Raw genomic sequence first — 14,126 nt, forward strand, 5'->3', positions numbered from 1 at the left:
AGCGATCAGCGCAGGCCGGTGCCGCGCTGCAGGGCGAGCGCGATCAGGCGGTCGACGAGCGCCGGGTAGTCCAGCCCGGTCGCTGCCCACATCTGGGGGAACATCGACAGCGGGGTGAAGCCCGGCATCGTGTTGAGCTCGTTGACGACGAGCGAGCCGTCGGGCATCAAGAAGAAGTCGACGCGCGCCAGGCCCTCGCAGCCGACGGCGAGGAACGCCTGAGCCGCGAGCGAGCGCAGCTCGGTCGCCACCTCGTCGGGCACGTCAGCCGGCACGTCGAGCGCAGTGGCCTCGTCGGGGAGGTACTTGGCCTCGAAGTCGTAGAACTCGTGATCGCCCGTGATCCGGATCTCCGCCGGCACCGTCGTGTCGACGCCACCGTCGAGCGACTCGAGCACGCCGCACTCGACCTCGCGCGCTCCCTCGGCCGAGACCTCGATGAGCACCTTCGGGTCGTGCAGGAGGGCGGCCTCGATGCACTCGTCGAGCTCGTCGGCGGTGTGCGCCTTCGAGATGCCGATGCTCGAACCACCGCGGGCGGGCTTCACGAACGCCGGGTAGCCGAGCTCAGCGACCCTGGCGCGGGCCGCCGCCGGGTCCGTCTCCCACTCGCGAGCGGTGACCGTGGTCCACGGCAGCACCGGGAGACCGGCCGCGACCAGCACGACCTTCATGTAGGCCTTGTCCATGCTGACGGCGGAGGCGAGCACGCCGGCGCCCACGTAACGCACGCCGGCCATCTCGAGCATCCCCTGGATGGTGCCGTCCTCGCCCCAGGGGCCGTGCAGGAGCGGGAAGACGACGTCGACGTCACCGAGCTCACGCGGCGGCGACGAGGGCTCGCTGACCACCACGCCGGCACCCGTGCTGGTGCGGGACAGGGTGACCGAGGCCCGGTCGGCGTCGACGGCGGGCAACTGGTCGGGTCCGGTGATCCGGTGCCGGTCGGGATCGTCGGCCTCGAGCACCCAGCGGCCGTCCGGGGCGATGCCGATCGGGATGACGTCGTACCTCTCACGGTCGAGCGCCTTCAGCACGCTGCCCGCGGTGACGCAGGAGATCGCGTGTTCGGAAGAGCGGCCGCCGAAGACGACAGCGAGTCGGATACGGCGACCGGTGGGAGCGTTCATCGGCAACGACCCTACCGTTGTGCCATGTCCGAACCTGCCCCCGACCGCACCCACCGGCGACCGGCGACCATCGCGGTGACGGCCGGGCGTCCCGCCCACGAGCCGGACCAGCCGCTCAACGCGCCGATCACGATGGCCTCGACCTACGTCGCCACCGGCGACCTCGAGTACGGCCGCTACGGCAACCCGACGTGGGCGGCCTTCGAGGAGGCCCTCGGTGCGCTGGAGGGCGGTCGGGCTCTCGCGTTCGCGTCAGGAATGGCGGCCGCGACCACGGTGCTCGACCTCGTGGGCCTCGGCGGCGGCGTCGTCGCGCCGCGGCACGCCTACAGCGGCACGGTGATGGCCCTGGCCGACCTGGAGATGCGCGAGCGCCTGCACGCCACGCTGGTCGACATCGCCGACACCGACGCGGTGATCGCAGCGATGCAGGCCGACGAGGACTGCGCGCTCCTCTGGATCGAGTCGCCGACCAATCCTGCGCTCGAGCTCGCCGACATCCCGGCACTCGCCGCTGCCGCGCACGAGCTCGGCATCCGCGTGGTGGTCGACAACACCTTCGCCACTCCCCTGCGCCAGCAGCCGCTCTCGCTCGGCGCGGACATCGTGGTGCACTCGGCGACGAAATACATCGCGGGTCACAGCGACGTGCAGCTCGGCGCGATCGTCGTCGATGACGAGGAGGTGCTCTCCGCGCTCAAGGGGCGCCGTGACCTCGTCGGCGCGATCCCGGGACCCTTCGAGACCTGGCTCGCGCTCCGCGGTCTCCGCACACTGCACGTGCGCCTGGACCGGGCAGAGGCCAACGCCGCGGAGCTCGCCCGGCGCCTCGCCGACCACCCCGCAATCGAGGAGGTCCGCTACCCCGGCTTCGGCGCGATCGTCGCCCCAGTCCTCAAGGGTGGCGGTCCGGCCGCCGATCTGCTGGCCCACGACGTACGCCTCTGGGTGCACGCCACGTCGCTCGGCGGCGTCGAGTCGACCCTGGAGCGGCGGCGGCGCTGGAAGGCCGAGGCCGCCACCATCCCCGAAGGACTGGTGCGCCTGTCGGTCGGCATCGAGGACGTCGAGGACCTGTGGGACGACCTCGACCAGGCGTTGGCGGGGATCGCTCCCGTCAGGGCCTGACGTGATGGGTCACGCGACGACGTAGAGGTGCCACGCGTCGGGCACGCCCTTGAGCACATGTTCTCCCCGGTCGGCGAACACCAGGCCCGAACCCGCGACCAGGTCGCGGACCGTGGAGGAGGTGAGCGTCTCCCCCGCCGCCGCAAGGGCAGAGATCCGGGACGCGATGTGCACCGCGATCCCCCCGATGTCGCCGTCGCGGATCTCGACCTCACCGGTGTGCACGCCGGCCCGGATCGAGAGACCAGCGGACTCGAGACGTTCACCGATCGTCCGCACACATTCGACAGCCCGAGCGGGACCGTCGAACGACGCCATCACTCCGTCCCCGGTGAACTTCACGACACGTCCCCGCGCCACCTCCACCTCGTGGCGGGTGATCGCGTCGTGCAGCTCCAACAGACTGCGCCAGCTGCGATCGCCCGCCTCCGCGGCGCGTCGCGTGGAGTCGACGATGTCGGTGAAGGCCACCGTCATGAGTGCGCGGTCGGTCACGCGCCGATAGCTCGCGCCGGCAAGGAACCCAGCGATCGCGTCGGCGAGCTCGTCCACCACCCCCGTCATCATCGGCGCATGTCCCCCCGGCAGCTCGACCAGGCGCGCACCAGGGATGTTGGAAACCAGGTGGTCCGCGTGCTCGCGCCGGATGTAGCGATCGGCGACCGACTGCACCACGAGGGTCGGCACGGCGATGGTCGGGAGGACGCTTCGGATGTCGATGTCGAAGGAGAGCGCCTGCCGACGTGCTGCGCGACGCGGGGTCGCCGACGCACGTTCCACGCGGGCCCAGAGCTCAGGAGTACCGACGGGCGCGCCGGACGGCTCCGTGTTGGCCCAGGCCAGCACCTGTCCGCTGCCCCAGAGCGTTTCGACCTGCCGCACCACCCATGCCTCGAGGTCGGGGGTGAGTCCTGCCGGATAGTCGGGAGCGGCCCGCAGCCGGGCATAGCCGTTGATGCTCACCACAGCCTTCGTGCGACCGGGATGAACGGCCGCGAAGAGGAGGCCCAGCTGGGCGCCGTAGCCGTGGCCGACGACAGCGGCCTGCTCCACTCCGAGGTCATCGAGGACGACGCGGATGTCGTCGACCCATTCCTCCAACGGCGGCAGCCGGTCCAGCGGGTCCGACAACCCGACGCCCCGGGGATCGAGGTAGATCACCCGGCCGATCTCGCACATCTGCTCGATGAAGTGAAGGATGAAGACGTGGTCGTGCAAGACGTCGACGTTGCTGGCCAGGTCGGTCACGATGACGATGTCGAGCGGGCCGTTACCGATGACCTCGTAGGCGACCTGCAGCCCGCCACTATCGGCGTACCGGACGTCGCGCGCGGTCGACATGGCCCGAGTCTAGGGGTCAGCCGATCCCCTAGACGGGGACGATTCAGCCGATCTCGGCCTTGGTGTCGCGGTTGATGAAGGCCGACATCAGCTCCGAGGTGGTCATCCTCCCGGCGACGACCTCGTCGACGTTCTCGGCGATCGGGGCCTCGACCCCGGCCCGCTCGGCGAGGGCACGGATGGAGGAGCAGGACTTGGCGCCCTCGGCCACCTGACGGGTCGAGGCGTAGACCTCGTCGACCGTCATGCCCTGGCCGAGCTTCTCGCCGAAGGTGCGGTTGCGCGAGAGCGGCGAGGAGCAGGTCGCGACCAGGTCGCCGAGGCCGGCCAGACCCATCAGCGTGAGGGGGTTGGCGCCCAGGCGCATGGCGAGCCGGGCGGTCTCGGCGAGGCCGCGGGTGATGAGCGAGGCGGTGGTGTTGTCGCCGAACCCGAGACCGACCGCCATGCCCACACAGAGCGCGACGACATTCTTGTAGGCGCCGCCGAGCTCGCAGCCGAGCACGTCGACGCTCGTGTAGGGCCGGAAGGCCGGCGAGTGGCAACGCTTCTGCAGCATCGTCGCGACGTCCTCGTCGGCGCACGCGACCACTGAAGCGGCCGGCTCACGACGCGCGATCTCCTTGGCCAGGTTGGGCCCGCTCACGACGGCGATCCGGCCGGGGTCGACGTCGGCCACCTCCTGGATCACCTCGCTCATCCGCTCCAGCGAGCCGAGCTCGATGCCCTTCATCAGCGAGACCAGCACCGCGTTGGGCTCGAGGAACGGCACGAACGGCGCGAGGTTGGTGCGCAACGACTGCGACGGCACCGCGAGTACGACGACATCCGCGCCGGCAAGTGCCTGCTCCGGATCGTGGCTCGCAGTCACCGATCGCGGGAGCTCGAGACCGGGGAGGTAGTCGGAGTTCTCGCGGCGCTCGTTGATCCCGGCAGCGACCTCCTCACGACGGGCCCAGATGGACACGTCGTTACCGCCGTCGGCGAGCACCATCGAGAACGCGGTGCCCCACGAACCCGCACCCAGCACCGCAACTTTGCTCATGAGGCCTTCTTCCGATTCTTGAAGCGGTCACCCTGGACGCGCATGTCGTAGCGCTCAGCTGGCGCAGTCTCGCCACGCACGATCTCGAGCTCGTGGGTGATGGCGGCCATGATCCGGTCCGTCGCCTCGTTGATGACCGCGGGGGTCCGGGGCTGTGCGGCCAGGTCGGACAGATCGACCGGACGGCCGATCCGGGCCCTGATCTCCTTGCGGGGCAGGAGGTAAGGCTTCTTCGTGTAGGGCGGCAGGATCTCCTGCGCGCCCCACTGCCCGACGGGGATCACCGGACAGCCCGTCTCCAGGGCGATCCGGGCCGCGCCGGACTTGCCGCGCATCGGCCACAACTCCGGATCGCGGGTGATCGTCGCCTCGGGATAGATGATCACGGCCTCACCGCGGCGGACGGCGGCGACCGCGGACTCGTAGGCGCCCGCAGCGCCCGGCGTCTCGCGGTGGACGGGGATCTGACCTGCCTGCCGCAGGAAGAAACCCAGTGCCTTGTTGTGGAAGAGGCCGTCCTTCGCCAGGTAACGCGGGATCCGGCCGTGGTCGTAGACGAGCAGCGCGGCGGTGAGCGGATCGATGTGGGACAGGTGGTTGAGCGCGATCACGCAGCCCTGGTCGGCGGGGAGGTTCTCCTCTCCGCCGATCCACTCACGCTTCGTCGTTGCCAGCAGCGTCGGCTTGATGATCACGACAGCCAGGCCGATGGCCCAATTGCGCTTCTCCTGCACCTTCCGCACCCTCACGGGGGGCAGATTACCGGCAGGTGACCTCCACGACCGGGAAGGACACCTGACAGGATCGACCCCGTGGAATCGGTCGGGACACAGCACGTCGTCCTGATCCCCGTGAAGCCGCCGGGGGTCGGCAAGACGCGACTCGTCGGCGTGCCGCCCGAGCAACGCACCGGCCTGGCCACGGCGTTCGCGATCGACACCGTGACCGCATGCCTGGCGACACCCGGCGTCGCCCGGGTGCTCGTCACCACCGACGACGCCGACTTCGCCCACTCCCTCACGGCCCTGGGCGCGGATGCCTGCCCGGACGGGGGCAGTGGCCTCAACCCCGCACTGGTCCAGGCCGCAGCAGAGGCCGCGCGCCGATGGCCCGAGCTGCGACCGGTCGCGCTCTGCGCCGACCTGCCGGCACTGCGCCCGGTCGACCTCGCGACAGCACTCGCGTCCGCGAGCGGCCCGCCGTCGTACGTCGCCGATGCCGGAGGCACCGGGACCACGCTCTACACGGCCGCGTACGACGACTTCGACCCGCACTTCGGCATCGACTCGGCAGCAGCTCACTCAGCGTCCGGCGCGCGAGCGATCGCCGGAGACCTGCCGGGCCTGCGCCACGACGTCGACGACCTCGACAGCTTGCGCGCCGCGGTGGCGCTCGGCGTCGGGGCAGCGACCCGGGCAGCCGCGGCAGCCCTGAAAAATCTCGACGGGCCGCTCTCGCACTGAGAACGGCCCGTCGTGAGTGACGCGAGGGCTACTTCTTGGCAGCAGCCTTCTTGGCCGGCGCCTTCTTGGCCGGGGCCTTCTTGGCCGGAGCCGCCTTCTTGGCCGGAGCAGCCTTCTTCGCGGCCGGGGCCTTCTTGGCCGGAGCGGCCTTCTTGGCCGGAGCGGCCTTCTTGGCAGCCGGGGCCTTCTTGGCCGGAGCAGCCTTCTTGGCCGCGGCCTTCACCGGTGCCGCGGCCTTCTTCGCCGGAGCAGCGGCCTTGCTGGCGGCCTTCTTCGCCGGAGCAGCAGCCTTGGTGGCGGCCTTCTTCGCCGGAGCAGCAGCCTTCTTCGCCGGAGCAGCAGCCTTCGCGAGCGGCTTCGGCAGGGCCGGGAGCTTCTTCGCGCCGGAGATGACGTTCTTCAGGTCCGCACCGGCGGTGAACTTCGGCACCGCCTTCTTCTTGGTCTTCACCCGGTCGCCGGTCTGCGGGTTGCGCACCCAGCGCGCGTTGCGCACTGCCTTCTCGAACGACCCGAAGCCGGTGATGGCGACCTTCTCGCCCTTCGCGACCTGGCGGGTGATCGTGTCGAGCACTGCGTCGAGCGCCTGGGCCGCAGCCTTCCGGTTGCCGTCATAACGCTTTGCGAGCTCGTCGATGAGCTGAGACTTGTTCACTGCTTGTCCTTCCGCCGGGACCAGCCGAAGCCGCCCTGGGCCGTGTAGTGCCGGGCCCCCGCCCGGCTTCCTTCCTCGGCACGCTAGGCATTCGTGGCCGACCTCACAATCACCACGCCGAGAATGAAGCCTGTTTTTTCGCCCAAAAGCCCAGAATTGGGCGGTTTTTCGCCACTTTCGTCACATGAGCATTCGAAAGGCGTCTTTGAAGGCTCGGTTATCGATCAGCGCCGGGCCACATCGAGTCGACCGAATATCGGCGTCCGATCGAGAAGTCGTACTGCACCAACCGCAGGTCGTTGAGCAATTGCCGCGACGTCGGATCGAGGTCTGCAGCATCGATCTCGTTGCCGTCGCTGCCGATGATCCGGCCCTGGTGCAGAGCACTGATCCGGTCGTGGAGCTTGTCGAGAAGTGCGAGGTAGGGCGGCACCGGCGCGTCCGCGACGCGATAGACGAGCGGCAGGAAGAAGGCGGGACTCGTGAGCGGCATCGGCCGGGGCGCGTTGCCCTCGGTGCTCCACACGAAGAACGGCGTCTGGTTGAGAGCTGTGCCGGCGCTGTTGGCGTCCTTGACGTCGGAGTCGTAGATCCCAGGAAGGTGATCGCCGTAGAAGAGCACGATCGTCTTCTCGTCGCGCTTCTTCAGATCAGTGAGGAATTCGGCGAGAGCCTCGTCGGTGTGCGCCAATCCGCGTGCGTACTGGCCGATCCGGTCGGCTTCGTCTCCCCCGATGCCAGTGACGCCGATCGGGTCGTCGTAGTGGTTGTCGACGGGGATGTGGTTCTGCATCGTCACGAGATTGACCATCAACGGGCCTGCGCTGCCGTCGATCTGGTCGAGAACCTCGTCGAAAGCAGCATGGTCGTCGATGTAGGGGTTGTCCTCGATCTTCTCCTGCGACCCCATCGAGGTGTCGTGGATGAACTCCTCGAAACCGAACGTCCGGTAGACCTGCTCGCGCTTGTACATCCCCACCATGTAGGGGTGGATCGCGATCGGGCGGTGCCCCTGGGCCTTGAACCAGCCCACCGCCGAAGGGAAGCGTTCGTAGCCCGCGACCAGCATCTGGTAGGGCGAGATCATCTGCGGACGGAAGAGCGCGAGCGACTGCCCGGTCAGCGTCTCGAACTCCATGTTGGCCGTGCCGCCGCCGTAGAGCTGGGCCAGCATCGTGCCCGACGTCGTCTGCCGCATCAGCGCACGAGTGCGCGGGATGGGGTCGGTCTCAAGGTCGAAGCCGTCGAGCTGCGTCGGGTCGGTGAACGACTCGCTCAGCACCAGCACGACGTTGACGTCGTCGAGAGTGCCGGTGCGGTGCTGGTTGATGCGGTCGGCGACCTCGGCGTAGCGCGCGCTGATCTCGTCCATCGCCGGCTCGTTGTAGGCGAACGGCTCACCCATCGCGGAGATCGGCATGTTGTAGAAGAGCCCGCCGAAGAACCCGTTGCTGCGGTAGTTGGTCTTCTGGTTCCAGTAGCGCCAGTGGTCGCCGCGCGACTCGTAGACGCCGCGCCAGAAGTTGCCGGGCTCGTTGAACTTCGTGGTCTGGAAGAGGAGCAACGCCGACACCAGGAGGACGACGGCACGCAACCCGCCCACGACGACGGCCTCACGGCGCGGGAGTCGCAGCACCGACGGGTGCGGGTAGCGGCGGGCGAGCCGTCGGCCTACCAGCACGCACGCGGCAACCAGCGCCACCAGCGCCACCACGAGGAGCACGACCTTCCACGGCGAGACCATCGAACCCAGGAAGCCGGGCTCGCTCAAGAAGTCCACGTCGCTGGGGTAGATCGGCTCCTCGCGCAGCGAGATCTTGATCCGGTTGGCCGCCGCCAGGGGCAGCGCGATCGCCGACAACAGGCCGATCGCCCACCACAGTCGGCCGATCAACGCCCACAGGAAGAGCAGCGCGAGCCACATCACCAGGGTGTCGGCGTAGTAGCCGACGCCGGTCACGAACTGGTCGCCGAACCAACGCGGGTCGCCACGCCACAGGGTCGACAGCTCCAGCGCAAAGGTCAGGAGCGCAGCGACGAGGAGCGACAGCGCGGCCCCACGTCGAAGGACGACCGGGAGGCGATGGGGCGCGACAGCCTGTTCCTCGGTCGTCGCGTCCTCAGCGACGAGCGAGGTGGACACAGGGTTCATCGTAGGTTGCCGAACTGTTCATCTTGGGAATTGCCGCTTGCGCTGAGAGGCGCTGAGAGAGACTTCTCCGCATGTCTCGGACCAGATCCGCCGTCGCAGCGGTCGCCGCCTCCACTGTCCTCGTCCTCGTCCCGGCGGTCACCGACGTGACCTCCGCGCCCGCTTCCGCAGTCACCGGCCGCGTCAACCAGCTGCAGGTGCCAGGGACCGTCGAGGTCGATCAGAAGGTCACGATCACCGGCACCATCGGCAGGGGCAAGCGCGGTGTCCAGCTCCAGATCCGACCAGACGGCACGAGGACCTGGAACACGGTTGGCCGCACCAGTACCAACGCGCAGGGCGCGTTCGTCTTTGCAAGCCACGTCTTCCGGCACGCACCGGCCAACCCGCTGCCCAAGCCGATGGATGTGCGCGTCTACGCGCCATCCGCCGGCGACCGACCGGCGGACACCACCGTGGTCAAGCGAGTCCGCGTGGTCAACCCGCGACCGGGCACCCTCGGGCCGCTCTCGCTGGTTTCCGTCGGCTCCGACGAGCGTCTCGGTGACGGGACCTCCGGCGAGAACGGCTACACGACGAGCGGCGACGGGCGCTACGTCGTCTTCGACTCCAACGCCAGCTGGACGGATCCGACGCGGAAGCGCCTGTTCCTCCAGGTCTTCCTGCGCGATCGGGTGGCGGGCACCACGACGCTCGTGTCGCGTGCGCTCGACGGCCGCCAGCCCCGAGGACATTCCTTCGTGCCGTTCATCAGCGCTGACGGCACGTGGGTCGTCTTCTGGTCGGAGGCCGCGGGCCTGGTCAAGAACGACAGCAACGGTCGCGGCGACATGTTCTGGTGGAACCGTGAGACGGGCCGGATCACGATGGTCAAGGGTCTGCCGGCCGATACGAAGAACCGAGGTGTGCGCCCACTCGCCCTGTCCGCTGACGGTCGCTTCCTCGCGTTCGCCTCCAACCGCCCCGACCTGGCGCCCGCACCCAAGGACGGTTCCATGGACCTCTACGTCCTCGACCGACAGTCGGGCATCGCCGAGCAGATGCCGACACCACCGACCGATCCGGGGTTGGGGATCGACGAGATGTTCGCCGTCTCGATGAGCGACGACGGCCGCTACGTCGCCTACGCCGTCGACGTCGATGAACGCGACCCGTGGGACTACGTGGACAACCGCGAGCTGGTGTTCGTCGACCGCACCCTGGGGACCACCCGATCGATACCGATGGATCCCGCCGGCATCCGCGGGGCGAACGACGACCTCGATGTCCGCGCGACCTGGATGTCCGCCGACGGCGGCGTCGTCGCCTACTCTGCGCCGGTCGCCGACGGTGACTCCTACGCCACCAACGACACGGCCGTCTACCTCTGGCACAGCTCGACCGGCGAGGCCGAGATGATGCCCGGCACTTTCTTCAACGGCTCGGGCGAGACGGGACGCTTGCTACGACCGTCGCTGTCGGCGGACACCCGCTACGTCGCCCTGCGCATCAGCGCCGGCTACGACACCTACCTCTACCGGGTCGACACCGCCGCCGGTACGGCCGAGGAGCTCGTGACCTACCGGCCGGGCTCCCACGGGTACACGCCGAACTGGGGCGACCCCGTGATCACCGCCGATGGCTCCACGGTGATGTTCGGGCTCGATGCTCGCGAGGCCTACGTGCCGCACGACGTGAACGAGGTACGGGACGTGTTCGCGTGGGTCGCTGACCCGGGCTGAGTCCGAATGTGCCAGGGCTCGGCCTGGCCCTCAGGACGCGCGCGCTGTGCGGTACTCCCCTGCTCGCGCCACCAGCGCCGCGTGCAGCTCCCGCACCTGAAGCGAGACCGGCAGGTTGGCGCGGTGGCGCACGACGAGCGTGACCGTGGTGCGGTCGGCCGCGATCGGCCGTACGACGAGCAGACCGGCGCGGTGGAGGGCGTCGTCGACCACGCTGTAGTCGGGCAGGACGGTGATCCCGAGGCCTTCGGCGACCAGCGCCTTGCCCATCTCTGCACCGTCGGTGCTGTGGCACACCCGCGGCAGGTCGGTGCCGAAGATCCGGTGCGCGTAGCGGTGCATGAGGTAGCCCGAGCGCATCATCACGAAGCGTTCCTCGCGCAGGTCGTCGACGGTGACCTGGGCCCGGGCCGCCAAAGCGTGCCCGGCCGGCATCACCGCCACCGGACGACCGCGCACCAGCTCGGTGCCCATCAGACCGACGGGCGCGTCGTCGCCGTCGAGGACGTTGACGAGCCCGAGGTCGAGGCTGCCCTCTGCCAGACCTTCGTCGATCTGGGCCTGCTGCATCGTCAGGACCTCGACCGTCGCGTTGGGTCGTGACGACTGGAAGGCCTGCACGGCCGGCACCAGCAGGGCCGCCGTACCGGCGTGCACGGTGCCGAGGCGGATGAGACGACCGTCGGTGCGCTGGTCGCCGGCGGCAGCACGCAACCGGTCGACCGCGGCGAGGACCTCCTCCATGTAGGGCAGGAGCTCGCGCCCCTCCCTGCTGATCCGCGCGCCCGTGCGCCGGCGGTCGAGGAGCGTCACCTTGAGCTCGCGCTCGAGCTTGGTGACCGACTCGCTCAGCGCGGGCTGGGAGAGATGGAGTCTTTCGCTGGCCCGGCGTAGCGACCCGTGCCTGGTCACTGCCGCGAGGTACTCGAGCTGTTCGATCCGCATAGCCGTCCGCCTTTGTCTGTCTGGTGAGAGGCCACCCCGATCGCGCACTCCGCGACGCCTGCCATCAGTTCCTTGTGTCGGAGCCTAAGACTAGTAACTTGATAGACAAAGAAGCAAACAACGCGCCGGAACATCCCCGAGGAGCCCCGATGAGCCACCGCCCACCTGTCGATCCGACGACCCTCACCCAGCCCCTCCAGTTCGCCTACTGGGTGCCCAACGTGAGCGGGGGCCTGGTCGTCAGCAAGATCGAGCAGCGCACCGACTGGAGCTACGACTACAACAAGCGGCTGGCGCGCCTGGCCGAGGACAACGGCTTCGACTACGCCCTCTCCCAGGTCCGCTACATCGCGTCCTACGGAGCCGCCTACCAACACGAGTCGACGGCGTTCAGCCTGGCGCTCCTGCTCGCGACCGAGCGGCTCAAGGTCATCGCGGCGATCCACCCGGGCTTGTGGCACCCCGGCGTCCTCGCCAAGTGGATCGCCACCGCGGACCAGATCTCCGAGGGCCGCGCGGCCATCAACGTCGTGAGCGGTTGGTTCAAGGACGAGTTCACCAAGCTGGGCGAGCCGTGGCTCGAGCACGGCGAGCGCTACCGCCGCTCCGAGGAGTTCATCCGCTACGTCCGTGAGCTGTGGACCTCCGACCACGCCGAGCTCAGCGGTGACTTCTACCGGCTGCACGACTTCGACCTGAAGCCGAAGCCCGTCATCACCCCGGACCGTCCCCACCCCGAGATCTTCATGGGCGGCAACTCCACCGACGCCCGCGGGATGGGGGGACGGGTCGCCGACTGGTACTTCGCCAACGGCAACACCCCCGAGGGCATCAGCGAGCAGATCCGCGACGTCAGCGACGTCGCCACCGTGCACGGCCGAGCGGTGAAGTTCGGCGTCAACGGTTTCCTCATCGGCCGCGACACCGAGCGCGAGGCTCACGACGTGCTGCGCGAGATCGTCGACAAGGCCGACCGCGAGGCGGTCGAGGGCTTCGGCAGCGCCGTGAAGCAGGCCGGCCAGAGCACCGGTGACGGCAAGGGCATGTGGCAGGACTCCGAGTTCGCCGACCTGGTGCAGTACAACGACGGTTTCCGCACCGGCCTGATCGGCACGCCTGAGCAGATTGCCACCCGGATGCTCGACTACAAGCGGCGCGGCGTGAGCCTCTTCCTCCTCGGCTTCCTCCACTACCTCGAGGACGTCGAGTACTTCGGCCGCGAGGTCCTCCCCATCGTCCGGGAGCTCGAGGCGGCGGAGCTGGAGCGCGTCGGATGACGGCCCTCCGCACCCCTATCGACGAGCTGGCGCAGCAGGTCGTGAGCGACCCGCCGCCGGTGCCCGTCCTCGGCCCGCGCCGAGCGGTCGAGGTCGCTCGCGAGCTCGGCGCGCGGTTCGCCGCGGGCGCGGCCGAGCGCGATCGTCACCGGATCCTGCCGACCGAGCAGGTCGACCAGCTCTCAGCGTCGGGGCTGCTCGCCGTCACCGTCCCCAAGGAGTACGGCGGCGCCGACCTCGCCGTCGAGACGCTGGCCGAGATCGTGCGGCTGGTCGCAGCCGGCGACCCCAACGTGGCCCAGATCCCGCACAGCCACTTCGTCTACGTCAACGTGCTGCGTGAGCAGGGCACCGCCGAGCAGAAGGAGCGGCTGTTCGGTGACGTGCTGCGCGGCGCCCGGTTCGGCAACGCGCAGTCGGAGATCGGCAGCAAGCACGTGCGCGACCACGCGACCACCCTGCGCCCGGTCGGCCCGCGCCGCGGTGTCGGCGCGGCCCGAGCCTCCGAGTGGGTGCTCGACGGCACCAAGGGCTACTGCACCGGCGCGCTTTTCGCCCACTGGATCCCGGTGCTCGCCCACCTCGACGAGGAAGGGCCGCTCCACGTCGCCTGGGTCGAGCGCAACGCACCGGGCGTCTCTGTCGTAGACGACTGGGACGGCGTCGGACAGCGCACCACGGCGAGCGGCACGGTCCGCCTCGACGGGGTCCGGGTGCCGGGCGAGCTGATCACGCCGTACCACCTCACCTTCGACCGGCCGCAGACGTTCGGCGCGTTCGCCCAGGTCCTCCACGCGGCGATCGATGCGGGCATCGCGCGAGCGGCCCTGGCCGATGCCGCCGAGTTCGTGACGACCAAGAGCCGGCCCTATCCCGACGCCGGCGTGGACCGAGCGGCGCAGGATCCGCTGGTCGTGCACGCCTTCGGTGAGCTCGAGGTCCAGGTGCGCGCAGCGGAAGCACTGCTGGCCGAGGCCGCGCGGGCGATCGACGAGGCCGATGTCGACCTCGACGACTCCACCGCGGCGCGTGCGAGCCTGGCGGTCGCGGCCGCCCGAGCCGCGACCACAGCAGCGTCGGTCGAAGCCGGCAGCAGGCTCTTCGAGGTCTGTGGGACGCGGTCGGCACTGGCCTCGCTCGTGCTCGACCGCCACTGGCGCAACGCGCGGACCCACACCCTGCACGACCCGGCTGCCTGGAAGATCCAGCACCTCGGCCACTACGCCATCGACGGCACCCTGCCCCCACGCCACGGACAGCTCTAGGAGC

At 69.4% G+C, this 14,126-nt stretch carries 12 protein-coding genes; 5 read left to right on the plus strand and 7 right to left on the minus strand.

The window, feature by feature from the left end; translation table 11 throughout:
- Window positions 1–5: 5 nt before the first annotated feature.
- Window positions 6–1,130 carry a D-alanine--D-alanine ligase family protein gene (locus F0U44_RS08520; RefSeq protein WP_149727882.1) on the minus strand — a complete coding sequence of 375 codons (1,125 nt, stop codon included), beginning with the start codon at window positions 1,128–1,130 and terminating at the stop codon, window positions 6–8.
- Window positions 1,131–1,154: 24 nt separating this feature from the next.
- Here F0U44_RS08520 and F0U44_RS08525 point away from each other — a divergent pair, with 24 nt between their 5' ends.
- Window positions 1,155–2,258, plus strand: coding sequence for a trans-sulfuration enzyme family protein (locus F0U44_RS08525; protein ID WP_149727883.1), 1,104 nt, complete (start codon window positions 1,155–1,157; stop codon window positions 2,256–2,258).
- A 9-nt stretch (window positions 2,259–2,267) separates the two neighbouring features.
- On the opposite strand, the gene F0U44_RS08530 is transcribed toward F0U44_RS08525, so the two are convergent.
- From F0U44_RS08530 to F0U44_RS08540, 3 genes are read right to left on the minus strand one after another with little or no spacing between them, the layout of a single operon-like run.
- Window positions 2,268–3,599 carry an adenylate/guanylate cyclase domain-containing protein gene (locus F0U44_RS08530; RefSeq protein ID WP_149727884.1) on the minus strand — a complete coding sequence of 444 codons (1,332 nt, stop codon included), beginning with the start codon at window positions 3,597–3,599 and terminating at the stop codon, window positions 2,268–2,270.
- 43 nt (window positions 3,600–3,642) lie between these two features.
- On the minus strand, window positions 3,643–4,644 hold the full coding sequence (locus F0U44_RS08535; protein ID WP_149727885.1) for an NAD(P)H-dependent glycerol-3-phosphate dehydrogenase: 1,002 nt from the start codon (window positions 4,642–4,644) through the stop codon (window positions 3,643–3,645).
- Entirely contained in the window at window positions 4,641–5,393 is a 753-nt protein-coding gene (locus F0U44_RS08540) for a lysophospholipid acyltransferase family protein (RefSeq protein WP_149727886.1), read from the minus strand. The genes F0U44_RS08535 and F0U44_RS08540 overlap by 4 nt, the downstream gene beginning before the upstream one ends.
- A 63-nt stretch (window positions 5,394–5,456) precedes the next feature.
- Here F0U44_RS08540 and cofC point away from each other — a divergent pair, with 63 nt between their 5' ends.
- Window positions 5,457–6,107: a 2-phospho-L-lactate guanylyltransferase gene (gene cofC / locus F0U44_RS08545; protein WP_149727887.1), complete on the plus strand. Its 651-nt coding sequence runs from the start codon at window positions 5,457–5,459 to the stop codon at window positions 6,105–6,107.
- Window positions 6,108–6,135: 28 nt separating this feature from the next.
- On the opposite strand, the gene F0U44_RS08550 is transcribed toward cofC, so the two are convergent.
- Both F0U44_RS08550 and F0U44_RS08555 read right to left on the minus strand, forming a co-directional pair.
- Window positions 6,136–6,762 carry an HU family DNA-binding protein gene (locus tag F0U44_RS08550; RefSeq protein WP_149727888.1) on the minus strand — a complete coding sequence of 209 codons (627 nt, stop codon included), beginning with the start codon at window positions 6,760–6,762 and terminating at the stop codon, window positions 6,136–6,138.
- A gap of 217 nt (window positions 6,763–6,979) precedes the next feature.
- On the minus strand, window positions 6,980–8,905 hold the full coding sequence (locus tag F0U44_RS08555; protein WP_188113397.1) for an LTA synthase family protein: 1,926 nt from the start codon (window positions 8,903–8,905) through the stop codon (window positions 6,980–6,982).
- An 80-nt stretch (window positions 8,906–8,985) separates the two neighbouring features.
- On the opposite strand from F0U44_RS08555, the gene F0U44_RS08560 reads away from it, so the two are divergent.
- Window positions 8,986–10,635 carry a TolB-like translocation protein gene (locus tag F0U44_RS08560; protein ID WP_149727890.1) on the plus strand — a complete coding sequence of 550 codons (1,650 nt, stop codon included), beginning with the start codon at window positions 8,986–8,988 and terminating at the stop codon, window positions 10,633–10,635.
- 30 nt (window positions 10,636–10,665) lie between these two features.
- Here the strand turns inward: F0U44_RS08560 and F0U44_RS08565 are convergent, their stop codons facing one another.
- The gene (locus F0U44_RS08565; protein ID WP_149727891.1) at window positions 10,666–11,580 is read right to left on the minus strand and encodes a LysR family transcriptional regulator; all 915 of its coding nucleotides are present in this window, start codon (window positions 11,578–11,580) and stop codon (window positions 10,666–10,668) included.
- Window positions 11,581–11,729: 149 nt separating this feature from the next.
- Between F0U44_RS08565 and sfnG the strand changes: the two genes are divergently transcribed.
- Complete coding sequence (sfnG, locus tag F0U44_RS08570) at window positions 11,730–12,857, plus strand: dimethylsulfone monooxygenase SfnG (RefSeq protein WP_149727892.1); 1,128 nt, start codon at window positions 11,730–11,732, stop codon at window positions 12,855–12,857.
- Window positions 12,854–14,122 carry an SfnB family sulfur acquisition oxidoreductase gene (locus F0U44_RS08575; RefSeq protein WP_149727893.1) on the plus strand — a complete coding sequence of 423 codons (1,269 nt, stop codon included), beginning with the start codon at window positions 12,854–12,856 and terminating at the stop codon, window positions 14,120–14,122. The genes sfnG and F0U44_RS08575 overlap by 4 nt, the downstream gene beginning before the upstream one ends.
- Window positions 14,123–14,126 lie beyond the last annotated feature (4 nt).

Origin of the sequence: Nocardioides humilatus, assembly GCF_008373755.1 — a bacterium.
Classification (GTDB): domain Bacteria; phylum Actinomycetota; class Actinomycetes; order Propionibacteriales; family Nocardioidaceae; genus Nocardioides; species Nocardioides humilatus.